Origin of the sequence: Lysobacter changpingensis (genome assembly GCF_017308985.1) — a bacterium.
Lineage (GTDB): Bacteria > Pseudomonadota > Gammaproteobacteria > Xanthomonadales > Xanthomonadaceae > Lysobacter_J > Lysobacter_J changpingensis.
This window is the reverse complement of the sequence record NZ_JADWPE010000003.1, coordinates 1,171,865-1,194,974: the sequence shown is the minus strand read 5'-3', so window position 1 is coordinate 1,194,974 and position 23,110 is coordinate 1,171,865. Positions and strand designations below refer to the sequence as shown.

Annotated in this window: 20 protein-coding genes; 8 read left to right on the top strand and 12 right to left on the bottom strand. The window is 69.4% G+C overall.

The window, feature by feature from the left end; genetic code table 11:
* The first annotated feature begins 28 nt into the window (after nt 1-28).
* Genes I4U41_RS12490 through hda form a run of 3 tightly spaced genes read left to right on the top strand, consistent with a single transcriptional unit; the run spans nt 29 to nt 3,049 of the window.
* Nucleotides 29-1,123: a DUF2066 domain-containing protein gene (locus I4U41_RS12490; RefSeq protein ID WP_206861414.1), complete on the top strand. Its 1,095-nt coding sequence runs from the start codon at nt 29-31 to the stop codon at nt 1,121-1,123.
* 24 nt (nt 1,124-1,147) lie between these two features.
* Complete coding sequence (locus I4U41_RS12485; RefSeq protein WP_206861413.1) at nt 1,148-2,311, top strand: AI-2E family transporter; 1,164 nt, start codon at nt 1,148-1,150, stop codon at nt 2,309-2,311.
* Between the two features lie 21 nt (nt 2,312-2,332).
* Nucleotides 2,333-3,049, top strand: coding sequence for a DnaA regulatory inactivator Hda (gene hda / locus I4U41_RS12480; RefSeq protein WP_206861412.1), 717 nt, complete (start codon nt 2,333-2,335; stop codon nt 3,047-3,049).
* Nucleotides 3,050-3,134: 85 nt separating this feature from the next.
* Here the strand turns inward: hda and murU are convergent, their stop codons facing one another.
* The 4 genes from murU to cysG form a co-directional block, all read right to left on the bottom strand.
* Complete coding sequence (murU, locus tag I4U41_RS12475) at nt 3,135-3,851, bottom strand: N-acetylmuramate alpha-1-phosphate uridylyltransferase MurU (RefSeq protein ID WP_206861411.1); 717 nt, start codon at nt 3,849-3,851, stop codon at nt 3,135-3,137.
* Between the two features lie 22 nt (nt 3,852-3,873).
* On the bottom strand, nt 3,874-4,914 hold the full coding sequence (locus tag I4U41_RS12470; RefSeq protein WP_206861410.1) for an aminoglycoside phosphotransferase family protein: 1,041 nt from the start codon (nt 4,912-4,914) through the stop codon (nt 3,874-3,876).
* Nucleotides 4,915-5,076: 162 nt separating this feature from the next.
* Nucleotides 5,077-6,054, bottom strand: a complete 978-nt coding sequence (cysK, locus tag I4U41_RS12465; protein ID WP_206861409.1) for a cysteine synthase A — start codon at nt 6,052-6,054, stop codon at nt 5,077-5,079.
* Between the two features lie 65 nt (nt 6,055-6,119).
* A complete protein-coding gene (cysG, locus tag I4U41_RS12460; RefSeq protein ID WP_206861408.1) occupies nt 6,120-7,559 on the bottom strand; it encodes a siroheme synthase CysG in 1,440 nt (479 codons plus the stop codon).
* 301 nt (nt 7,560-7,860) lie between these two features.
* Here cysG and I4U41_RS12455 point away from each other — a divergent pair, with 301 nt between their 5' ends.
* Nucleotides 7,861-8,844, top strand: a complete 984-nt coding sequence (locus I4U41_RS12455) for a LysR family transcriptional regulator (protein ID WP_206861407.1) — start codon at nt 7,861-7,863, stop codon at nt 8,842-8,844.
* Between the two features lie 65 nt (nt 8,845-8,909).
* Here I4U41_RS12455 and I4U41_RS12450 read toward each other — a convergent pair whose 3' ends face one another.
* From I4U41_RS12450 to I4U41_RS12435, 4 genes are all read right to left on the bottom strand, one after another.
* Nucleotides 8,910-9,272, bottom strand: coding sequence for a hypothetical protein (locus I4U41_RS12450; RefSeq protein WP_206861406.1), 363 nt, complete (start codon nt 9,270-9,272; stop codon nt 8,910-8,912).
* A gap of 84 nt (nt 9,273-9,356) precedes the next feature.
* On the bottom strand, nt 9,357-10,094 hold the full coding sequence (locus I4U41_RS12445; protein WP_206861405.1) for a phosphoadenylyl-sulfate reductase: 738 nt from the start codon (nt 10,092-10,094) through the stop codon (nt 9,357-9,359).
* The gene (gene cysI, locus I4U41_RS12440; protein ID WP_206861404.1) at nt 10,091-11,809 is read right to left on the bottom strand and encodes an assimilatory sulfite reductase (NADPH) hemoprotein subunit; all 1,719 of its coding nucleotides are present in this window, start codon (nt 11,807-11,809) and stop codon (nt 10,091-10,093) included. Before cysI ends, I4U41_RS12445 begins: the two co-directional genes overlap by 4 nt.
* On the bottom strand, nt 11,809-13,626 hold the full coding sequence (locus I4U41_RS12435; protein WP_206861403.1) for an assimilatory sulfite reductase (NADPH) flavoprotein subunit: 1,818 nt from the start codon (nt 13,624-13,626) through the stop codon (nt 11,809-11,811). The genes cysI and I4U41_RS12435 overlap by 1 nt, the downstream gene beginning before the upstream one ends.
* 182 nt (nt 13,627-13,808) lie before the next feature.
* Between I4U41_RS12435 and cysD the strand changes: the two genes are divergently transcribed.
* The gene (gene cysD, locus I4U41_RS12430) at nt 13,809-14,720 is read left to right on the top strand and encodes a sulfate adenylyltransferase subunit CysD (RefSeq protein WP_206861402.1); all 912 of its coding nucleotides are present in this window, start codon (nt 13,809-13,811) and stop codon (nt 14,718-14,720) included.
* A complete protein-coding gene (cysN, locus tag I4U41_RS12425) occupies nt 14,720-16,603 on the top strand; it encodes a sulfate adenylyltransferase subunit CysN (RefSeq protein ID WP_206861401.1) in 1,884 nt (627 codons plus the stop codon). The genes cysD and cysN overlap by 1 nt, the downstream gene beginning before the upstream one ends.
* Before the next feature lie 79 nt (nt 16,604-16,682).
* Here cysN and I4U41_RS12420 read toward each other — a convergent pair whose 3' ends face one another.
* A complete protein-coding gene (locus I4U41_RS12420; RefSeq protein ID WP_206861400.1) occupies nt 16,683-16,928 on the bottom strand; it encodes a GlsB/YeaQ/YmgE family stress response membrane protein in 246 nt (81 codons plus the stop codon).
* A 400-nt stretch (nt 16,929-17,328) separates the two neighbouring features.
* The gene (locus I4U41_RS12415; RefSeq protein WP_206861399.1) at nt 17,329-18,837 is read right to left on the bottom strand and encodes a M20 family metallopeptidase; all 1,509 of its coding nucleotides are present in this window, start codon (nt 18,835-18,837) and stop codon (nt 17,329-17,331) included.
* Nucleotides 18,838-19,136: 299 nt separating this feature from the next.
* Here I4U41_RS12415 and I4U41_RS12410 point away from each other — a divergent pair, with 299 nt between their 5' ends.
* Both I4U41_RS12410 and I4U41_RS12405 read left to right on the top strand, forming a co-directional pair.
* Complete coding sequence (locus tag I4U41_RS12410; RefSeq protein WP_242525134.1) at nt 19,137-19,529, top strand: ComEA family DNA-binding protein; 393 nt, start codon at nt 19,137-19,139, stop codon at nt 19,527-19,529.
* A gap of 288 nt (nt 19,530-19,817) precedes the next feature.
* The gene (locus tag I4U41_RS12405) at nt 19,818-20,435 is read left to right on the top strand and encodes a HutD/Ves family protein (protein WP_206861398.1); all 618 of its coding nucleotides are present in this window, start codon (nt 19,818-19,820) and stop codon (nt 20,433-20,435) included.
* A gap of 56 nt (nt 20,436-20,491) precedes the next feature.
* On the opposite strand, the gene I4U41_RS12400 is transcribed toward I4U41_RS12405, so the two are convergent.
* Both I4U41_RS12400 and I4U41_RS12395 read right to left on the bottom strand, forming a co-directional pair.
* On the bottom strand, nt 20,492-22,120 hold the full coding sequence (locus I4U41_RS12400) for a sulfite reductase subunit alpha (RefSeq protein WP_206861397.1): 1,629 nt from the start codon (nt 22,118-22,120) through the stop codon (nt 20,492-20,494).
* Nucleotides 22,117-23,043, bottom strand: a complete 927-nt coding sequence (locus I4U41_RS12395) for an FAD:protein FMN transferase (protein WP_242525231.1) — start codon at nt 23,041-23,043, stop codon at nt 22,117-22,119. Before I4U41_RS12395 ends, I4U41_RS12400 begins: the two co-directional genes overlap by 4 nt.
* Nucleotides 23,044-23,110: the final 67 nt, after the last annotated feature.

Sequence of the window (23,110 nt, the reverse complement as noted above, 5' to 3'; positions counted from 1 at the left end):
TCGGGCAATCCGCGCGGGAACGCCGCGCATGACGTTCCTCCGGAAGATCCACTTCCCGATGGTGGCCGCGTTCATGGCCGCGGTCCTGCTGGCGGCGAGTTTCGGCGCCTCCGCGCAGCGCGTGGAGGGCGATCGCGCCCGCGCCGAGGGCATCTACGCCACCGAAGTGACGGTCAACGGCCAGGGTGAGACGGAGCGCAACGCCGCCTTCGCACGCGGCCTGGCGCAGGTGCTGGGCAAGCTGTCGGGCGATCGCGGCGCGGCGTCCAAGCCGGGCGTGGGCAACGAGCTGCGCCAGGCGAAGATCTACGTGAAGCAGTACGACTACCGCCAGGACGAGGGCCTGGGCCCGACCGGGGCGCCGACCTTCCGGACGCTGCTGGTGATCCAGTTCGACGAGGAGGCCGTCAACGACCTCGCCGCGACGCTGGGCATTCCGATCTGGCCGCAGCCGCGCCCCAAGCCCGTGCTGTGGCTGGCGATCGACGACGGCAGCGGCCCGCGCCTGGTCGGCCTGCCGCAGGTGAATGCGGCGCGTCCGGCGCTCAACCGCGCGGTCGAGCGTGGCTACAAGCTCGGCCTGCCGAGCGGCAACGCGGCCGAACAGGCGGCGGTCGGCGCGATCTGGCGCGGCGACAGCGCCGCGGTGGCGCGCGCCTCGGCCCGCTACAGCCCGCCGATGCAGCTGATCGGCAAGCTCTACCGCGACACCACCGCCGGCTGGAAGGCCGACTGGACCTTCGTCGACGCCGGCAAGGTGCTGGCGAACTGGTCCCAGACCGGCCCCGACGCCCGCCAGCTGATGGCCGGCGGCGCCGACGGCGCGGCCGACGCGCTGATGAAGCGCTACGCCAAGCGCGCGCCCTCGGGCGAGCCGGGCCTGTACCGCGTGACCTTCACCGGCATCGACAGCAGCGACGATTTCATCCGCCTGGCCGGCTACCTGCAGAAGCTGTCCGTGGTGCGCCGGATCGCGCCGGTGCGCGCCACGCCGCAAGGCCTGGAGTACGAACTCGACCTCGTCAGCGGCATGCCGGGCCTGAACCGCCTGCTCGCGCGCGACGGCGTCGTCGATGTACTGGAAGGCCTGGAAGGCCAGCCGCCGGTCTACCGGCTGCGTTGACGGGCGCACGCCCGAAGGAACCACATGCAATCGCCAGCACTGGACGACATCGCACGATTCCTGCGCCGCCTGCAGTGGGTGGCGCTCGCCCTGGGCGTGTGCTGGCTGGTATGGCTGCTCGCGCCGATCCTGACGCCGTTCGTGTTCGCGCTGATGCTGGCCTGGCTCGGCGATCCGCTGGTCGACCGGCTGCAGCGCGCCGGGCGCTCGCGCAACGTCGCGGTGACGCTGGTGTTCACCGCGATGGCGCTGATCCTGCTGGCCGGCCTGCTGATCCTGGTGCCGCTGATCGAACGCCAGATCTCGACGCTGGTGGCATCCTGGCCGCACTACCGCGACTGGTTCATGCTCACCGCGCTGCCGTGGGTGGAGCAGCGCATCGGCGTGGAAATCACCGACTGGCTGGATTTCGGCCACATCAGCCAGCTCGTCCGCGACAACTGGGACCAGGCCGGTGGCATCGCGACGACGCTGCTGGGCTACCTGTCGCGTTCGGGCTTCGCGGTGATCGGACTGGTGGCGAACGTCGCGCTGCTGCCGGTGATCACGTTCTTCTTCCTGCGCGACTGGGACCTGCTGGTCGAACGCGTCGCCTCGCTCATCCCGCGCGACTACCTCGACATCGTCAGCCGCCTGGCGCGCGAATCCAGCGACGTGCTCGGCGCGTTCCTGCGCGGGCAGTTCCTGGTGATGCTGGTGCTGGGCGTGATGTACGGCCTGGGGCTGTGGGCGGTGGGGCTGGACCTGGGCATCCTGATCGGCCTGATCGCCGGCCTGCTGACCTTCGTCCCGTACCTGGGGCCGGCCAGCGGCATCATCCTGGGCGTGATCGCCGCGCTGGTGCAGTTCGGCGACTGGCAGCACGTCGCCGGCGTGCTGGTCGTGTTCGGCATCGGCCAGGTGATCGAGAGCTACGTGCTCACGCCCAAGCTGGTGGGCGACCGCATCGGCCTGCACCCGGTGGCGGTGATCTTCGCCGTGCTTGCGGGCGGGCAGCTGTTCGGCTTCCTCGGCATGCTGCTGGCCTTGCCGGTGGCCGCGGTGGTGAACGTGCTGCTGCGCTACGCGCAGGAGCGCTACCGCCACAGCCGCCTGTACGTGGGCGCGCATCCGGTGCCGGAGGAAGCGCTGGCCGATCCGCTCGCCGACCCGCACCTCCCGCCTCCGGCGGACCACAGGCCCGAGTGATCCATAGCGAGTAATCCCGCAGTGAGCGTTCCGCAGTTGCCGCTGGCCTTGCGCTATCCGACCGACCAGCGCCTGGACACATTCGTGCACGCGCCCGAGGGCGCGATCGAACAGCTGCGCGCGCTTGCCGAAGGTCGCGCCGATGCGCGACGCGACAGCGTCTACCTCGCCGGTCCCGCCGGTGGCGGCAAGACGCACCTGCTGCTGGCGACCTGCGCGGCCACCGAGGCGGCCGGGCGTCGCGCCGCGTACCTTCCACTGATCGCCGCCGCCGGCCGCCTGCGCGATGCGCTGGAAGCGCTGGAAGGCAACGACGTGATCGCGCTGGACGGACTGGACGTCATCGCGGGCAACCGCGAGGACGAAGTCGCGCTGTTCGACGCGCACAACCGCGCCCGCGCCGCCGGCGTCGCGCTGGTGTACGCGGCGCGCGACATCCCCGATGCGATCGGCCTCGGCCTTCCGGACCTGCGTTCGCGCCTGGGCCAGTGCACGCGCATCACGCTCGCGCCGCTGGACGAGGAAGGTCGCCGCGACGTGTTGCGGCAGCGCGCGCAGCGTCGCGGACTGGTGCTGGAAGATGCGGCGCTGGACTGGCTGCTCCGCCGCGTCGGCCGCGACCTGGGCGGCCTGACGGCGCTGCTCGATCGACTCGATCGCGCCTCGCTCGCGGCGCAGCGGCGGATCACGGTGCCGTTCCTGCGGCAGACGCTGGGGAGTGGCGAGGCGTTGTCGTAATCGTCGCGGAAGCCCTGACTTTGTAGCCCGGGTAAGCGAAGCGCACCCGGGGTCGGAAGCCCCGGGTGCGCTTCGCTTGCCCGGGCTACAGGAGCGAATGCGGCTGGACCGCCAACTCCCGCTCCAACCCCGCCAACCGCTCCGGCGTCCCCACATCCGTCCACCGCCCTCGATGGTGCTCGCCGGTGACCCGCCCGCGCGCCATGTGCGCGCGCAGGATCGGCGCGAGACGGAACCGCGGCGGTGTTTCATCCGCACCCGCATCGCTCGCATGCGCACGCCAGCCGTCGAGCAACTGCGGCCGATACACGCCGATGCCCGCGTAGGTGAGGCGATCCTCGCCGTCGCTGCGCACCAACCCGTCTTTGTCCAGCGCGAAATCGCCCTGCGTCGCCTGCGCCGGCCGATCGACCATCACCAGGTGCGCGAGCCCCGAAGGCTCGCGCGGCAATCGCCCGAAATCGACATCCGTCCACACGTCGCCGTTGACCAGCAGGAACGGCGCATCGCCCAGCAGCGGCAGCGCGTGCAGCATGCCGCCGCCGGTCTCCAGCGGGCGTTCGTCTTCGTACGAATAGCGGATCGACAATCCCCAGCGCCCGCCATCGCCCAGCTGCTCGGGGAACTGCGCCGCGAGCCAACTGGTGTTGATCACCACATCGCGCACGCCGATCGCCGCGAGCTTCTCCAGGTGCCATTCGATCAGGCGCTTGCCGCCCACGCGCAGCAGCGGCTTGGGCGTGTGATCGGTCAACGGACGCATGCGCTCGCCGAGGCCGGCGGCGAAGATCAGGGCTTTCAAGGCGGCTCCGGGAACAGGCCTGTCAGGGCGAAGGCAGGGCGACGCGTTCCATCGCCGGACGGATGCGCACGTCCAGCACTTCGCGCAGCGCCGTGAGTTCGCGATAACGGGGCAGCACTTCGTCGAGGTAGCGGATGAAACGCGGCGCGTCGGGCAGGTAGCGGCTCTTGCCGTCGCGGTAATGCAGGCGCGCGAAGATGCCGAGGATCTTCAGGTGCCGCTGCACGCCGAGCCAGTCCGCGTCGCGCTGGAACACCGGCAGCGGCGGCACGGGAATGCGCGCGGCCACGGCGCGTTCGTGGTAACGCGCCAGCCATTCGTCCACGCGCTCCAGCGGCCAGCTCAGGAACGCGTCCTTGAACAGGCTCACCGGATCGTAGGCGACCGGGCCCCACACGCAGTCCTGGAAATCCAGCACCGCCGGCCCGCCTTCGACGGGCATCAGGTTGCGCGGCATGAAGTCGCGATGCGTGAGCACGCGCGCCTGCCGCAGCGCGTTGTCCATCAGCCGGCGCTGCACGAGTTCGAGGCGGTCGTAGTCGTCGCAGTCGAGTTCCAGCCCGAGGTGACGTCGCAGGAACCAGTCCTCGAACAACCCCGCATCGCGCTGCAGCAGCGCTTCGCCGAACTCGCCCGTGCCCAGCGGCGGCTGGATCGCCTGCAGGCGCAGCAGCTGTTCGATGGCGGCGTCGAAATGCGCGTCGGCGGTGTCGTCGCCGATCACCTGCGCGAGCGTCGGCCCGCCCAGGTCTTCCAGCAGCAGGAAGCCGTTCGCCACGTCCTCGACCAGCACCTGCGGCACGCGCACGCCGCCGCTTTCCAGCAGCGCGCGCATGCGCAGCCACGGACGCACGTCCTCCAGCTGCGGCGGCGAGTCCATCACGATGCGGCTGCCGCCGGAGGTCAGCACGCGCCAGTAACTGCGATGGCCCGCGTCGATCGACGCGCGCACCGGTTCCAGGGCGGGATCGTCCGTGGCGGCGCGCGCCCAGGCCAGGCGCGCGGCTTCGCGCTCGGCGGCGTCGTGGACAGGAAGCGGATTCGAACCGGGTACGACCGTCATGCAGGCTCCGTGCGGCAAGGGCCGCGGCGCACAGGTTAGCCCGCGGGGCGTGCACGGTGGAATGCATGGCGATCACGCCATGGCGGAGGGCCCGGCTTTCTGCGGGACGACGCTCCGATGGGTCCGACGCTCACGCGTTCTTCGCGCGCGAGCGCCGTCGCCTCACGCCGCGACCGCGTCGCGCTCCAGCGATGCCAGCCATTCGTCGTCCGAGCCCTCGGCCACGCCCTCGAATAGGAACGTCGACAGATACCGCTCGCCGGTGTCCGGCAGCACGGCCAGCAGCACCGAACCTTCCGGCGCGCTCTCGGCGACCTTCAGCGCGGCGGCGACCGTCGCGCCGGCGGAGATGCCGACGAACAGCCCTTCTTCCGATGCGAGGCGACGCGCGGTATCGCGCGCGAGCACGTCATCGACCGGCAGCACCTCGTCGGCGACGGTGCGGCTGAGCACGGCCGGCAGGAAGTCCGGGGTCCAGCCCTGGATCTTGTGCGGCTGCCATTCCTTGCCCGACAGCAGCGCGGCACCGGCCGGTTCGCTGGCGATCACCTTCAGGTCCGGTCGCGCGAGCTTGAGCACTTCGCCGGCGCCGGTGATCGTGCCGCCGGTACCCCAGCCGCTGACGAAATAGTCCAGCCGCTTGCCGGCGAAATCGCGCAGGATTTCCGGGCCGGTGGTGCTGCGGTGATACGCCGGGTTCGCTTCGTTCTCGAACTGGCGCGCGAGGAACCAGCCGTGCTTGTCCGCCAGTTCCTTCGCGCGGCGCACCATGCCGGTGCCGCGTTCGGCTGCGGGCGTGAGGATCACCTTCGCGCCGTACGCGCGCATCAGCTTGCGGCGCTCGACCGAAAAGGTTTCGGTCATCACCGCGACGAACGGATACCCGCGCGCCGCCGCGACCATCGCCAGCGCGATGCCGGTGTTGCCCGAGGTCGCTTCCACGATCGTCTGGCCCGGCTTGAGCAGGCCCTTGCGTTCGGCATCGAGCACGATCGCGAGCGCGAGGCGGTCCTTCACCGAGCCGCCGGGATTGAACGACTCGACCTTCGCGTAAAGCGTCACGTGTTTCGGCGCGATGCGGTGCAGCTTCACGATGGGCGTGCTGCCGATGGTGTCGAGGATGCTGTCGTGGAGGGCCATGGCGTTGTCTCTCGTTCAAGGGGACGTTCGGTGTGGTCGCACGGACGATCCGTGCCGGAATGCGTTCACGCGGCCTCGGCGACGGCGGACGCGTCGCGCAGCGGCGGCGCGCCGTACCAGTGCAGCGATCCGGCCAGCGACGCGACTTCGCCGACGATCAGCAGCGCCGGCGATTGCACGTCGTGTTCGCGCGCGCGCTGCGCCAGTTCCGACAGCGCGCCGACGATCACCCGCTGGTTCGCGCGTGAGCCGTTCTCGACGATGGCGAACGGCGTCGATGCCGCGCGGCCGTGTTCGATCAGGCGCGTGCTGAAACGTTCGAGTCCGGCCACGCCCATGTAGACGGCGAGCGTCTGCCGCTCCAGCGCGAGCGCGCGCCAGTCCGGCTCGCCTGCATCGCCGCCGTCGTGCGGCTCCTTGTGGTGCGCGGTGACGAAGCGGACCGACTGCGCGTGATCGCGATGCGTGAGCGGAACCCCGGCATACGCGGCGCAGGCGAGCGCCGCGGTGATGCCGGGCACGACTTCGAAGTCGATGCCCGCCGCGCGCAGCACTTCGAGTTCCTCGCCGCCGCGGCCGAACACGAACGGATCGCCGCCCTTCAGCCGCACCACGCGCTTGCCGGCGCGGGCGTGTTCGAGCATCAGCGCGTGGATCTGCGCCTGCGTCGCGTGATGGTTGCCGGCCTGCTTTCCGACCTCGATGCGCTGCGCGTCGCGGCGCACGAGTTGCAGGACCTCGTCGCTGACCAGGCGATCGTGCAGGATCACGTCGGCTTCGTTGAGCACGCGCAACGCGCGCAGCGTGAGCAGTCCCGGATCGCCGGGCCCCGCGCCGACGAGCGCGACCGAGCCGTGCGGCGCCGAGGTTTCGGCATGCAGTTGCGCGATGAACTCGCGCTCGGCCGCGAGGTGCTGGCGCCTGCACAGCAGCGCGGGAACGGGGCCGCGCAGCAGGCGTTCGAAGAATTTCCTTCGCGCGCCGAGCTGCGGGAAGCGCGCGCGGATACGGCCGCGCTCGCGCCCGAGCAGTTCGGCGAGCTGGCCGAGCGAGGCGTCCAGTGCGGTCTCGAGCATCTCGCGGACGTGGCGCGCGAGCATCGGCGCCGCGCCGCCGCTGGAAATCGCGACCTGCAACGGACCGCGGTCGACGCGCGCGGGAATCTGCACGCTGGACGCCCGCGCGTCGTCGACCACGTTCACCCAGATGCGGCGCGCCTGGCCTTCGTCGGCGACCGCGCGATTGACGGCGTCGTCGTCCGTCGCGGCGACGACGAACCACGCGCCATCGAGCCAGTGCGGCGCGAAATGGCCGGGCAGGTGGTGGATCTCGCCGCGCGAGGCCATCGCCGAGAGTTCCGCGTTCAGCACCGGCGCGCCGACGCGAACCGCCGCACCGGCCTCGCGCAACGCGATCGTCTTGCGCAGCGCCACCGTGCCTCCGCCGACGACGAGCACCTCGCGGTCGCGAAGGTCGGCAAAAACAGGAAACAGCGGACTGGCCATGAACTCGAAGCCGGCAGGAAGGGGCGGTACCGTGACGCTACGCATGCACCCCGGCGTGCGGAAATGACGCCGCCGCCTGCGGACATGCCGTTTCGGAATGACCCGCTCCCGGCGACGCGCCGGCTGGACACGGTCCGCCGGGCGGGGTAGCTTCTATTCATCCCTTTATTCGTATTGAGCGATACATGAACGCGGCCCACGGTCGATCCACGTGTTGTCGGCACGCCTTGAAACCGACCGCCCGCCTGCACGCGCCAGCGCCGGCTGGCCCGATTCCGCCGCTTTCACGAAACGCCCCGACATGACCCTCGTCCAGCTCCGCTACCTCGTCGCCATCGCCGATTCCGGCCTCAACATCACCCTGGCCGCCGAGCGCGTGCACGCCACGCAGCCCGGCCTGTCCAAGCAGCTCAAGCAGCTGGAGGACGAGCTTGGATTCCAGTTGTTCACGCGCAAGGGCCGCAGTCTGGAAGCGGTCGCACCGGCAGGCGAACGCGTGCTGATGCACGCGCGCCGCATCCTCGAGGAAGCCGGCAACATCCGCGCCTACGCCGCCAACGAGCGCGGCCAGCACAGCGGCCAGCTGGTGCTGGCGACCACGCACACGCAGGCGCGCTTCGTGCTGCCGGAGGCGATCGCCGCAGTGAAGCGCGAATTCCCGCAGGTGAGCATGCACCTGCAGGCGGTCGCGGGCGACGAGGTGCTCGAACAGCTCGCGCGCGGCGAAGCCGACCTCGCGGTGATCAGCACCGCGGGCGCCGAACCCGATGGCGGCGTCGCGGTGCCGCTGTACCGCTGGCGCCGGCTGGTGCTGGTGCCGCGCCCGCATCCGCTGGCGAAGCTCAGGCGCGCGCCGACGCTGGCGGAGCTGGCCTCGCACCCGCTGGTGAGCTACGAGTCGTCCACGCGCGCGGAATCCTCGCTGCGCCGCACGTTCGTCGAAGCGGGCCTTGAGCCGCAACTGGCGATGACCGCGCGCGATGCCGACCTCATCAAGACCTACGTCCGCGCCGGCCTGGGCGTCGGCATCCTCGCGGAGATGGCGGTGGGCGCGCGCGACGAAGACCTGGTCGCGTTGCCCGCGCCGGACGCGCTGCCGGAATGCATCACCTGGGCGGTGATCCCGCGCGCCCGCGTGCTGCGCGAATACGCACTGGCGCTGCTGCACGGGATCGCGCCGCAGCTGGATCGTCGCGACCTGCGCCGTGTGCTCGAAGGCAACCTGGAGCCGCAATGGCCGCAGGCGCCGTCGTGGCGCGAGTTGAGCCAGCCGATCACGACCTGATCGCGGTGGCGTACCAGGCGTGACGCCGGGGTGTGGCGCTGGCGGCCGATGCGATCGTCGTTGCGCTACAGCAACATCACCCACGCCGCCATCCCGCCCGCCATGCCCAGCACCGCCGACGCCACGCCGCGGCGGAACCACAGCGATTGCGCGCTCGCGGCGGAGGTCAGCACCGAATCGTCCGGCGCCAGGCCGATCATCGAGATCAGGAACAGCAGCGCCACCAGGATCGGGCAGCTGATCGGATTGCGCAGTGCCACGTTCACCGGCCATTGCGCGACCGAGAGGACGCCGGCCAGCGCGACCCAGCACCAGCCGTGGCCGCGCGCGATCAGCGGTCGCTGCCAGCGCATCACCGCGAACACCGACCAGGCCAGCAGGACGGTGGTGACCACGGATCGCAGGAAGTCGAGCGCGTCGTATCGCATCCGCACGATGCTGCGCGCGGACGCGTCGGAAACCGGTCGGAACACGCGCCTGCCGCGGCGCGTGTTCACGCATCGGCGATGCGATCAGGCCGCGTGGGGTTCGCTCTCGAAATGCAGCCCGCACTCACGCTTGAGGCCGAAAAAACGCGTGTCTTCCTCGTTCATGCCGGGCTCGAGGCGGCGCGTGGTGTGCACGTCGCCGATCGACACGTAGCCCTGGTGCCACAGCGGGTGGTACGGCAGATCGTGCTGCTGCAGGTACTGCCACACGTCGCGATCGCTCCAGTCGGCGATCGGGTGCAGTTTCCAGCGGCCGTCGCGCAGCTGCAGGAAGTCGATCGCCGCGCGGCCGCGCGACTGACTGCGACGCAGGCCGGCGATCCACGTGCGCACGCCGAGTTCGTCGAGCGCGCGCTGCATCGGTTCGACCTTGCGCATGCGGTTGTAACGCTCGATCCCTTCCAGCCCGCCCTCCCACAGCTTGCCCAGTCGCGCTTCCATCCACGCGATGCCGATCTGCGGGCGGTACACCTTCAGGTTCAGGCCGAGCCGGTCGGTGAGTTCGTCGATGAAGCGGTAGGTTTCCGGGAACAGGTAGCCGGTGTCGATCAGGATCACCGGAATGTCCGCGCGCTGCTGCGTCGCCAGGTGCAGCGACACCGCCGCCTGCGCGCCGAAACTCGACGACAGCGCGTGCTCGCCGGCGGTGTGTTCCAGCGCCCAGGCGATGCGATCGGGCGCGCTCAGCCCGCCGAGCCACTCGTTGAGCTCGGCCAGGGCGCGGGGCGATTCGGCGGCGGTGATGGGATCGGGCGGAGTCATGCGGCGTTCTCGGTGCGCAGCTGCAGTGGAATGGCGGGTTTCGGCGGAACGACGATGCCGGCGCGCACGAGGAAATCGCCGAAGCCTTCTTCCGCGTATCGCTCGCCTGCATAACGCGCGAGCACCGGATCGAGCGCGTCGAGGATCTGCGCTTCGACCACGTTCTCGCGGAAGAGGGTGTTCAGGCGCTGGCCGCGATGGTCGGCGCCAAGCATCAGGTTGTAACGACCGGGCGCCTTGCCGACCAGCGCGATCTCGCCCAGGTACGGGCGCGAGCAGCCGTTCGGGCAGCCGCTGATGCGCAGGTGGATCGGCGCATCGCGCAGGCCGTGCGTGTCGAGCAGCGCCTGCACCTTGTCGGTGAACTCGGGGAGGTAGCGTTCGGCCTCGGCCATCGCCAGGCCGCAGGTCGGCAGCGCGACGCAGGCCAGCGCGTTGCGCTTGAGCGGCGTCGCGGCGACGTGCGTGTCCAGCCCGTACTGCGCGACGAGTGCATCCACGCGCTCGCGCAGTGCCGCGGGCACGCCGGCGATCACCAGGTTCTGGTTCGGCGTGAGGCGGAACTGCGCGTCTGCGTCGGCGTCATCGAGCACGCGCGCGATCTCGCGCAGACCGGTCAGATGGGTGAGACCTTCGCGATCCCAGATGCGGCCCGCGACGATGCGCAACGTCAGGTGCGCGCGACCGTCGGCGCCTTCGACCCAGCCGAAGCGATCGCCGTTGTGGACGAAGTCGAACGGACGCGCCGTGGAGAGCGCGAAGCCGGCGCGCCGTTCGACTTCGGCCTTGAACCAGTCCAGGCCGTTGTCGTCGATGGTGTACTTCAGCCGCGCGCGCTTGCGCAGCACGCGGTTGCCGAAATCGCGCTGCGTCGTGACGACGCCGACGGCGACCTGCGCCAGCTGGTCCGGCGCGACGAAGCCGATCACGTCGCCCAGGCGCGGATACGTCTCCGGATCGCCATGCGTCGCGCCCATGCCGCCGCCGACGCTGACGTTGTAGCCGAGCAGCTGGCCGTCGGTATCGGCTATCGCGATGAAGCCCAGGTCCTGCGCGAACACGTCGACGTCGTTGTACGGCGGGATCGCGAAGCCGATCTTGAACTTGCGCGGCAGGTAGGTCGGGCCGTAGACGGCTTCGTCCTCGCTGCCGCTGCCGGCGACGCGTTCCTCGTCGAGCCAGATCTCGTAGTACGCGCGCGTGTTCGGCAGCATGAACTCGGACAACGCGGCCGCCTGCGCATGCACCTGCGCATGCAGTTGCGACTGCAGCGGGTTCGCCGCGACCGCGACGTTGCGGTTCACGTCGCCGCAGGCCGCGAGCGTGTCGATCAGCGCGGCGTTGATCGCCTGCATGGTCGCCTTCAGCTCGGTCTTGATCACGCCGTGGAACTGGAACGCCTGTCGCGTGGTGATGCGCAGGCCTCGTTCGGCGAACGTCGTCGCCACCGCATCGAGCTTGAGCCACTGCGCCGGCGTGACCACGCCGCCAGGCGTACGCGTGCGGATCATGAACGCATACGCCGGCTCCAGCTTCGCGAGGCGACGTTCCTCGCGGATGTCGCGATCGTCCTGCTGGTAGCTGCCGTGGTACTTGATCAGCGTCTGGTCGTCCTCGTCGAGCGCGCCGGTGACCGGATTGGCGAGCGACTCCAGCAGCGTGCCGCGCAGGCGCGCGCTTTGCTGCTTGATGTCTTCGACGGAATGGCTGCTCATCAGTACACGTCCCGGGCGTAGCGTCCCTGCTGCTGCAGGGTGTTGAGGTAGTCTTCGGCGTCCTCCGCCGACTTGCCGCCGCGTTCGGCGACGACATCGCGCAGCGCCGCGTGCACGTCCTTCGCCATGCGTGTCGCATCGCCGCAGACGTACAGGTGCGCGCCGCCTTCGAGCCATTCGAAGAGTTCGCGACCGCGTTCGCGCAAACGGTCCTGCACGTAGATCTTGTTCGCCTGGTCGCGCGAGAAGGCGAGGTCGAAGCGGTGCAGCGTGCCGTCCTTCAACGCCTGCTGCCATTCGACCTGGTAGAGGAAATCGCTGCGGAAATGCGGGTTGCCGAAGAACAGCCAGTTGCGGCCCGCCGCGCCGGTCGCGGCGCGTTCCTGCACGAATGCGCGGAACGGCGCGACGCCCGTGCCGGGGCCGATCATGATCACGTCGCGCGCGGCATCGGCCGGCAGGCGGAAGCGTTCGTTGTGTTCGATGAACACCGGCAGACGCGCGCCTTCCTCGCTGCGCGCGAAGTGGTTCGACGCGGCGCCCCAGCGCAGGCCGTCCCCATGGTCGTATTCGACATGCGCGACGGTGAGGTGCACCTCGTCGCCGACGTGCTTCTGGCTGGACGCGATGGAATACAGACGCGGCGTGAGTGGGCGCAGCGCGGCAACGAGTTCCTCGGCGCTCCAGTGCGCCGGATGGCGACGCAGCAGGTCCAGCACCTGCGCTTCGTTCAACAGCGCGGCGAGTGCGGGCTGCTGGTCCGGCGCGAGCAGGCGGTTGAGTTCCTCGCTGCGCGATTGCGCGGCATGGTTGGCGACGAACGGGCGCGCGAGCTTCGTCAGTTCGCGCTTCTCGCCCAGCCAGTCCCGCAGCGGCCGGCTCTGGCCGCCGTGTTCGACGACGGTGTCGCCATCGAGCTCGGCCGTACGCAGGATCGCCTCGACCAGCGCCGGCGGATTCACCGGCCACAGGCCCAGCGCGTCGCCGGGTTCGTAATGCAGGCCGGAGCCTTCCAGAGAGAGTTCGACGTGGCGCACGTCCTTCGTGCTGCCGCGCGCGGTGAGGCGCTGGTTGGCGAGCAGTTCGGCGGCGAAGGGCGCATCGCGTCCGTGCGCGGGCGTCGCCTGGAGCGGACGCAACGGCGTCACCGTGGCGAGCGGGGCGGCCGGCTTCAGCGATTCCTTCGCCTTCGCCAGCGCCTGCGTGAGCCAGGGCTCGGCGACGGTGTCCAGATCGAGGTCGGCATCGGCGCGCGGCAGCAGGCGCGTGGCGCCGAGTTCGGCCAGTCGTGCATCGAGCCGGTTGCCGATCGCGCAGAACTGCGGGTAGCTCGAATCGCCCAGTCCCAGCACCGCGTAGCGAAGTTGTTTCAGTTCGGGCGCGCGCTTGCCTGCGATGAATTCGACCAGTGCGCGCGCGTCGTCCGGCGGATCGCCGTCGCCCTGCGTGCTGATGACAAGGTACAGCGTGCGCTCGTCCTTCAGCTCACGCGTGGGGTAGGCATCGGCGCGCAGCAGCCGCACGGGCAGGCCCGCGGCTTCGCTCTGGCGGGCGAGGCGTTCGGCCACGCGCCTGGCGTTGCCGGTCTGGCTGCCGTAGACGATCGTGAGGCGACCCGCCGGCGTGGCGTCGGCGAGGGGGGCTGTAACCGTTTGCACACCCGCAACGCCGCGCGAGGCCAGCCCTGCCGCGTAACCCGACAGCCACCACAGGCCGTTCGTATCGAGTCCGTCGGTGACGCGCGCAAGCGCCGCCAGCCGGTCCTCCGTGAGGGGCGCGGCGAGCGCGGCGGAAACGCTGGTCGAGGTGGCCGACATGGACTGGGCGGGACGAAGGGGACCCTCGCAGGCTAGGCCCGCGCCATCGCCACCAGAAAGGATGAGGGGTTATGCGCTCATGCCGGTGGCTTATTTCCGCCGGCAAGCGCCGCCGTTCCTACAATGTGCTCAACTAGCCGCGGGCGATGGGACCCTCGGCCATTCCGCAAGATCAAGATCCGATGACGCTGCCCCTGGACCTGAGCCATCTCGACCGCCTCGAAGCGGAAAGCATCCACATCCTGCGCGAGGTCGCGGCCGAATTCCGCCATCCGGTGCTGCTGTATTCCATCGGCAAGGACAGCTCGGTGCTGCTGCACCTGCTGCTGAAGGCGTTCGCGCCGGCGCGTCCCCCGATCCCGCTGCTGCACGTCGATACCGGCTGGAAGTTCCGCGAAATGATCGCCTTCCGCGACCAGCGTGCGAGCGAGACCGGCGTGCAGCTGCACGTGCACACCAATCCCGAGGGCGTGGCGCAGGGCATCGGCCCGATCACGCATGGCGCCACCGTGCACACCGACGTGATGAAGACGCAGGCGCTGAAGCAGGCGCTCGACAGGTTCGGCTTCGATGCGGCCGTCGGCGGCGCGCGTCGCGACGAGGAGAAATCGCGCGCGAAGGAACGCATCTTCTCGTTCCGCAACGCGCAGCATCGCTGGGATCCGAAGAGCCAGCGTCCGGAGTTCTGGAGCCTGTACAACACGCGCATCCACAAGGGCGAATCGGTGCGCGTGTTCCCGCTGTCGAACTGGACCGAACTCGACGTCTGGCTCTACATCTACCGTGAGAAAATTCCGGTGCCGTCGCTGTATTTCGCCGCGCAGCGCCCGGTGGTCGAACGCGATGGCGCGCTGATCATGGTCGACGACGAACGCCTGCCGCTGCGCGAGGGCGAATCGCCGCGGATGAAACAGGTGCGCTTCCGCACGCTGGGCTGCTATCCGCTGACCGGCGCGATCGAGTCCGACGCCGACACGCTGGAGAAGATCATCGCCGAGATGCTGGTCTCCACCACCTCCGAGCGCCAGGGCCGCGTGATCGACCACGATCCGTCGGCGTCGATGGAGAAGAAGAAGCAGGAGGGGTATTTCTGATGACGCGCGCACACGACGCTGGCGCGACGATCGCCGCCTACCTTGCCCAGCACGAAACCCGCGGCCTGCTGCGCTTCATCACCTGCGGCAGCGTCGACGACGGCAAGAGCACGCTCATCGGGCGCCTGCTGTACGAAAGCCGCGCGCTGTTCGACGACCAGCTCGCCGCGCTGGAATCCGACAGCCGTCGCCACGGCACGCAGGGGGAGGCGATCGACTACGCGCTGCTGCTCGACGGCCTCTCGGCCGAGCGCGAGCAGGGCATCACGATCGACGTCGCGTACCGCTTCTTCAACACCGAAAAACGCAAGTTCATCGTCGCCGACTGCCCGGGCCACGAGCAGTACACGCGCAACATGGCGACCGGCGCATCGACCGCGGACGTCGCGGTGGTGCTGGTCGACGCGCGCAAGGGCCTGCTGCCGCAGACGCGGCGGCACAGCTACATCGTGTCGCTGCTCGGCATCCGCCATGTGCTGCTGGCGGTGAACAAGATGGATCTGGTCGGCTTCGATCGCGCGGTGTTCGACGAGATCGAAGCAGGTTATCGCGAACTCGCCGACAAGCTCGGCATCGACCACGTGCAGGCCGTGCCGCTGTCCGCGCTGGAAGGCGACAACCTGATGGCGCGTTCGGCGCGCACGCCGTGGTACGGCGGCCCGAGCGTGCTCGAATACCTGGAAACCGTGGACGTTTCGCGAGACGCGCAGGACGTCGGCTTCCGCCTGCCGGTGCAGTGGGTGAATCGGCCGAACCAGGATTTCCGCGGTTTCGCCGGCACCGTCGCGGCGGGCGGGATTCGTCCGGGCGACGAGATCGTCGCGTTGCCGTCGGGCCGTCGTTCGCACGTGGCGCGCATCGTCACCGCCGATGGCGATCTCGACGTCGCGCGCGAAGGGCAGGCGATCACGCTCACCCTGCGCGACGAACTCGACGTGAGCCGTGGCGACGTCATCGCCGACGCGCACCGTCCGCCGCAGGTCGCCGACCAGTTCGCGGCGCACCTGCTGTGGATGGGCGAGCAGCCGCTGCTGCCGGGCCGTCCGTACTGGCTGAAGATCGGCACGCGCACCGTCAGCGCCAGCGTCACCGAGATCAAGCACAAGACCGACGTGAACACGCAGGAGCCGCTCGCGGCGAAGCACCTGGAACTCAACGAAGTCGGCTTCTGCAATCTGTACCTCGACCAGCCGGTGCCGTTCGAGGCGTATGCGGACAACCGCACGCTCGGCGGTTTCATCCTCATCGACCGGCAGACGAATGCCACCGTCGCCGCCGGCACGTTGCAGTTCGCGCTGCGTCGCGCGGGCAACATCCACTGGCAGCATCTGGACGTGGATCGCGTGGCGCGTGCACGCATCAAGGGGCAGCAGCCACGCGTGCTGTGGTTCACGGGCCTGTCGGGCTCGGGCAAGTCGACCATCGCCAACCTCGTCGACAAACGCCTGCACGCGCTGGGCTACCACACCTTCATCCTCGACGGCGACAACGTGCGCCACGGGCTCAACAAGGACCTGGGCTTCACCGACGAGGACCGCGTGGAGAACATCCGCCGCGTCGCCGAAGTCGCGAAACTGATGAGCGACGCAGGCCTGATCGTGCTGGTGAGTTTCATCTCGCCCTTCCGCGCCGAACGCCGCATGGCGCGCGAGCTGTTCGCGCCGGGCGAGTTCGTCGAGGTGTTCGTCGATACGCCGCTGGCCGTGGCCGAGAAGCGTGACGTGAAGGGTCTGTACGCGAAGGCGCGCGCCGGCCAGTTGCGCAACTTCACCGGTATCGATTCGCCGTACGAAGTGCCGGAAGCCGCGGAGCTGTCGCTCGACACGGTGTCGGACAGTGCCGAGCGACTCGCGCAACGGGTGATCGATTTCCTGACGGAATGACGTCGGAGCAATCGGTCGCGCAACGAAAAAAACCCCGGCGAAAGCCGGGGTTTTCTTTTTCGTGCGTAAGGAACCGGGACTACGCCGTTCGCACCGTCTTCCTGCGCACGATTTCGTAGAGGAACAGCAGCACGATGGCGCACAGGATCGAGACGACGAATCCGATGAAGCCGCCACCGGCGTAGATCAGGCTGCCGATGTACGCGCCGACGATGCCGAGCACGATGGTGAGGATCCAGCCCATCGGATCCGCTCCAGGTTTGAAGAACCGCGCCAGCACACCAATGACCGCACCGATGATGATCGTGTAGAGCAGACTGCCCATGGTGTCCTCCTTGGGGTGGGTGCCGGCGCATCGTAGCAGCGGCGAACGGCGCGGCAGCAGCCCGAAGATGTCGTGCCGACGGACGGGACCTGGTGGCGCTCCCTCCCCTGCGAATGCAGGGGTGAGGAGGGATGCTTGCGCGCCACTGGCGCGCATCCCGACGAACGCCATCAGGCTGTGCCCGATGGCTGCGGTTGGGGAGGGTGAAGTGCAGCGCCGTAGCGCGGACGAAGATCGCTGCGGTCCTCAACGAAACGCGCGAGCACGGACCGCATCACTACAACGCACGCCCCCTCACCCCAACCCCTCTCCCGAAGGAAGAGCGGCTCAACAAGCAACAGCACAAAAAGAAAACCCCGCCAAAGCGGGGCTCTCCCAAAACGTCAGTCACACGCCGCGATCAGCAGCACCCATGCCCGCCGTGCCGATCGCCGCTGTCCGGCGCGACCGAAGCGCCGCTGGTCTCGCCGCGCTGGCTCGCATGGTGGTGTTCGGCGATCACGCGCGACACGCACGCGGTCACGCGCTTGCCCATCGGAATGTGCAGGAACTCGTTCGGACCGTGCGCGTTGCTGTGCGGGCCGAGCACGCCGGTGATCATGAACTGCGCGCCGGGGAACTTCTCGCCGAGCATGCCCATGAACGGGATCGAGCCGCCTTCGCCCATGTACATCGCCGGCTTGCCGAAGAACTCGCGGCTCGCCGAATCGATCGCCCTGGTCAGCCACGGCGATTGCGCGGGTGCGTTCCAGCCGGTCGAGGACTTCTCCAGGTCGAGCGTCACCTTCGCGCCGTTCGGCGGATCCTTGGTCAGCACCTCGCGCAGCAGTTCGCCGGCCTTTTTGCCGTCCAGGGTCGGCGGCAGGCGCAGCGACAGCTTCACCGAGGTATGCGGACGCAGCACGTTGCCGGCCGACGCCAACGCCGGCATGCCGTCCACGCCAGTCACCGACAGCGCCGGACGCCAGGTGCGGTTGAGCACGAGTTCGGCCAGGTCGTCCGCGCCATCGCCGTTGAACATCGGCGCCATGCCGGGCAGGAACGGGAACTTGTCGAACACCGCCGTGTCGAGCACCTTCGCCGCCTCGCGCGCCTGCGCAAGACGCTCGGCGGGGATGTCCGCGAACAGGCCGTCCACGCGGATCTTGCCGGTGTTCTCGTCCTCCAGGCGGGAGAGCAACTGGCGCAGCAGGCGGAAGCTCGACGGCACGATGCCGGACGCATCGCCCGAGTGCACGCCTTCCTCCAGCACCTTCACCGTGAAATTGCCGCCGGCCAGGCCGCGCAGCGAGGTCGTGCACCACAGCTGCTCGTAGTTGCCGCAACCCGAATCCAGGCACACCACCAGCGACGGCTTGCCGATGCGGTCGGCGAGGTGGTCGACGTACGCGGGGAGGTCGTAGCTGCCGGACTCCTCGCACGCTTCGATGAGGATCACGCAGCGCGCATGCGGCAGTTGCTGCTCCTGCAGCGCGAGCACCGCGGTGAGCGAACCGAAGATCGCGTAACCGTCATCGGCGCCGCCGCGACCGTACAGGCGGTCGCCCTTGATGACCGGATTCCACGGGCCGAATTCCGGATCCCAGCCGGTCATTTCCGGCTGCTTGTCGAGGTGGCCGTACAGCAGCACGCAATCGTCGTTGCTGCCGCCATTCGCTGCCGGGATGTCGATGAAGATCAGCGGCGTGCGGCCTTCCAGGCGCACCACCTCGACCTGCATGCCGGGGAGCGGCTGGGCCTTCGCCCAGGTTTCCATCAGCTTGACCGCATCGTCCATGTAGCCGTGCTTGACCCAGTCGGCGTCGAACATCGGGGACTTGTTGGGAATGCGGATGTACTCGACGAGCTGGGGAACGATCTCGTCGTCCCATTTGTCGCCGACGTAGCGGTCGACCTTGCTGATGTCCATGGCGGCTGCGCCTCGTATCGGGGGACGCCAAGTTTACGCCCACGTGCGACTGCGCCGGACCTGCCGCCGTCGCCCCGGAACGATCCGACACGCGCTCCGCGTGTTCCGACACCGGCTGGGAACGCGCCTACCCGCGGTCGCGGGGCCTTCTTTGCCTTCGCTGGCGAATCGCCCGATGGGGCGGATCGGCCCGGCTGGGGAGACTGTGCCTGCCGCCACGCACCGCGCCGGCGGGCAGGAACCACGCAGGAAAACCTTCATCCACGTCGGGGCCCCATGCGGGCCCAAGGAGTCGCTCAATGAAATCCTTCCAGACCAAGGCGCTCGCCGTCCGGTCCTTCGCCATGTTCGCCCGGACCCTGCTGCTGTCGCTGGCCCTCACCGGGACGGCGATGGCTGCCGAGACCGTCAACGTCAACACCGCCGATGCGGCCACGCTGGACCGCGTGCTGGTCAACATCGGCCCGAGCAAGGCCGAGGCGATCGTCGCGTATCGCAAGACCAACGGGCCGTTCCGCAGCACCGACCAGCTTGCGCAGGTGCCGGGCATCGGCCTGAAAACGGTGGAGAAGAACAAGGACCGGATCGTCCTCGGCGGCGGCGGCGCGCCGCCGGTCGGCCCTGCCGCAGCGGCGAAACCCGCACCGCCCGCCGGCACGGCGAACGCGACGAAACCGGCCGTCAAGCGCTAGGGGAGGGGCGCGAGCCGGCCCGGCGCGATCCGGCGCGCCGGGCCGGCGACGCGTCAATCCGCGAAATCCGCTGCTCTTGCTCCGCCCTGCGTGCAGGGGTGAGACGGGACGTTTCGCGCGCCACAGGCGCGTCCCGACGAACGCCATCGGCTGTGCCCGATGGCTGCGGTTGGGTGGGGGTGCACCGTACGACAGAACCAGCTTGCAGACGGAAGCGTGGCACGACGTCCGCATGGTGGGCGCGTTGTCTCGCTAGACTGTTCGTCGTCGACTTTCCGGACATGGCGCATGGCTCCCGAGCAACGCAGCCGTTCGCGGGTAATGCCCGCCAACGAATACCGCCGCGAACGCTGGCGCAATCAACTGGGCTGGACGCGGGAGATCCACGCCGGCCATCTCGCCGATGCCGCCGCGGACGCGCCGTGGGACTGGCGGCTGTCGATCGCGGAAATCGAGCGCGATTCGGAGTTCTCCGTCTTCCCGGGGATCGATCGTGAACTGGTCCTGCTCAGCGGCAACGGCGTGCGCCTGCGCTTCGACGACGGCGAGGCGCATGAGCTGCATCCGCCTCACGATCGCCTGCGCTTCGCCGGCGAACGCAAGGTGACCGGCGAACTGCTGGACGGGCCGACGCACGACTTCAACCTGATGTGGCGTCGCGATCGCGTACGTGCCGCGTTGTGGCATCGGCCGCTGGTCGGCCCGATGGTGCTGTTCGCCGAGCCGGGCTCCACATGGGTGGCGCACCTCATCGCGGGACAGGCGGAGTTCGCGGACGAGTCGGGACTGCCGCCGCTGGCGGCCGGCGACACGGCGTTCTTCGAAGCCGGAAGCGAGCGTTTGCGGCATGTGCTCGACGGCGGCGGGGAGTTGCTGTTGATCCGGATCGAGCCGGTGGGTCCGTAGCGTCTTCCGGCGCGTGCTCCAGAGCGCGTCGGTAACGTGCAGGTGGAGCAGCCGCGTCAGTAAACATCCCGGCGATATCGCCCGTCGGCCGCCATCGCTTCCAGCGCATCCAAACCAACCAGGTCACGCAACACCGCATCCACCGCTGGCGCCATGCCCTCCAGGCTGCCGCAGACGTAGACGGCGGCGCCGTGGTCGATCCACGCGCGAAGTCGGCCGGCTCGCGCGCGCAGCACGTCCTGCACGTACACGCGCTGCGTGCCGTCGCGGGAGAAGGCGAGGTCGAGGTGTTGCAGGTGGCCGTCGCGGAGCCAGCTTTCGATCTCACCCTGATGGTGGAAATCGTGCTCGCGCTGCCGTTCGCCGAACACCAGCCAGTTGCGCCGATGACCCTGCGCGTGCCGCGCCTTCAGGTGCGCGCGCAGTCCGGCGAGGCCGGTGCCATTGCCGACGAGGATCATCGGCCGATCGTCCTGTGGCGGATGGAACGCGAGGTTGCGGCGGATGCGCAGGTCGAGGGTCGTGCCGACGTCCGCATGCGCCGTCAGCCAGCCGCTGCCACTGCCCAGCCGACCATCGGGATGGCGCATCTGGCGAACGAGCAACTGCAGCGAGCCGTCCTCCGGCAGCGATGCGATGGAGTATTCACGATGCGGCAGGGGCTGCAGCGCATTGGCGATGGCTTGCGCCGACTGGCCGCGCGCGCTGTCCGGCTCCGGCAGGCGCGAGCGCTGCAACAGCGTCGCCAGTTCGACGGTCTCGCCGGCGTGCTCCACTTGCGCCGTTACGTCGTGACCGGACGCGGCCAGCCATCCCATCACCGCCGACGGCGCATGGCGCGGCCCGATCTCGGCGATGTCCCCCGCCTGCCATTGCAGATCGCGCGCATCCACCGGAACGAGCGCCACGTGATATGCGGGGCCGCCGACGCTCCCCGGGTTGAGCCAGCGCCGTTCCCGCAAACGCCACGGACGGTACTGCGGCGCGCTCCAGTCTGCGAAGGCGGTGTGGCCCGCCAGCTGGCCGAGGCGGTGCTGCCAGTGGCGCAGCGCACCCGCGTCGCCGGCGTCCACGTCGATGCGGTCGAACATCGGCTGCGCACCGTTGTGATGCAGCCACTGGTCGAGGCGACGGCCGAATCCGCAGAAACGTTCGTATGCGTGATCGCCCAGCGCGAGCACCGCGTACTGCAATCCGGCGAGCGCCATCGGCTGGCCGAGCACGTGCCGCGTGAATCCGAGCGCGTGATCCGGCGGATCGCCTTCACCCGTGGTGCTGGCGATGAAGAGCGCGCGCCGGTGCGAGCGCAACACGTCCGCGTCGACGCGATGCAGCGGCAGTACGCGCACCGCGGTTCCCGCGTCGCGCAACGCCCGCGCGGTGTGTTCGGCGAGCTGCTGGCCGAAGCCGGTCTGGCTGGCCCAGGCGAGCAGCATCGCGTCGTCGCCCGGCGTGTCGGCATCGTCGGCGTCGGCGCGATCCTGACGTGCCCGTCGCCACGTTGCCGCGCACAATCCGACGAACGCCAGCATGACCACCACCGCAAGCACCCAGCCGCCCGCGCGTGGCGAAGCGACCCACCACGGTTCCGCCTGCCAGCGCCCGAACGCGACCGCCAACGCGAGCAGCAGCGACAGCACGACGCCGTTGCCGAACCAGACACGAAGCGAGCCGTTGCCGTTCAAGCCAGCCCCACTCCTGCCTGCAACAGCGCTTCGAACGCAGACGTCATGCGTTCCTCGACGCGGACCCCATCGACATCGACGAATCGCGCCGCCAGTCCGTTCGCCCGTGCGACCTGCAATCCTTCGCGCGTTCCCAGCACCGTGAGCCCCGTCGCCCACGCATCGGCGCGCATCGCGTCGTCGGCGGCGACGGTCACGGCGACAGGCGCATCGAGTGCGGGACGCCCGCTGCGTGGATCGATCGTATGGCTGATGCCGCGACCCTCGTGTTCGCGCCGGTGCCAGCGATCGCCGGACGTCGCCACCGCGAGGCCATCGAGCGCGAGCACGCGCGGTTCGGATGCATCGCTCTCGTCGCCCTGCCAGCCTTCGACGATCACCCGCCACGGCGTGTCATCCGGCTTTCGGCCGTAGCCGTACAGCTCGCCGCCCACTTCCACAAGCGCCGCTTCGACACCCAGCGCGCGCAGCTGTGCGGCGACGGCATCGACAGCGAATCCCTTCGCGATCGCGCAAAGATCCAGCCGCGTTCCGCCCGGTTGCAGCACGCGACGCGCAGCGCGATCGAGCACCACGCGTCGCCATTGCACCTGCGTACGCGCGACATCGGGAGAGAAGCATTCGACGGACGTGCCCGATGGCCCGAAGCCCCAGCCGTCCACCAGCGGGCCGACGGTCGGATCGAACGCGCCGCCGCTGGCATGGGCGATGTCGAGCGCGCACGACAGCACCGCGAAGAAGTCCGCGCGCAACGCATGCCACGAGCCCGCGTCCGACGCGTTGTAGCGGCTCAGGTCGGAGCCCGCGTCCCAGTTGCTCATCTGCGCGACGACGTCGTCGAGCCGCGCCTGGATGCCCGCATGCAGTGCATGCAGATCGGCGCCGCGTGGCGCGACGAGCTTCACCGACCACGTCGTGCCCATCGTCGCGCCGCCGAGGACATCGACGGCGCGCGCGGGCTGCGCTGCGACAACGAAAGTGTTCACGGAA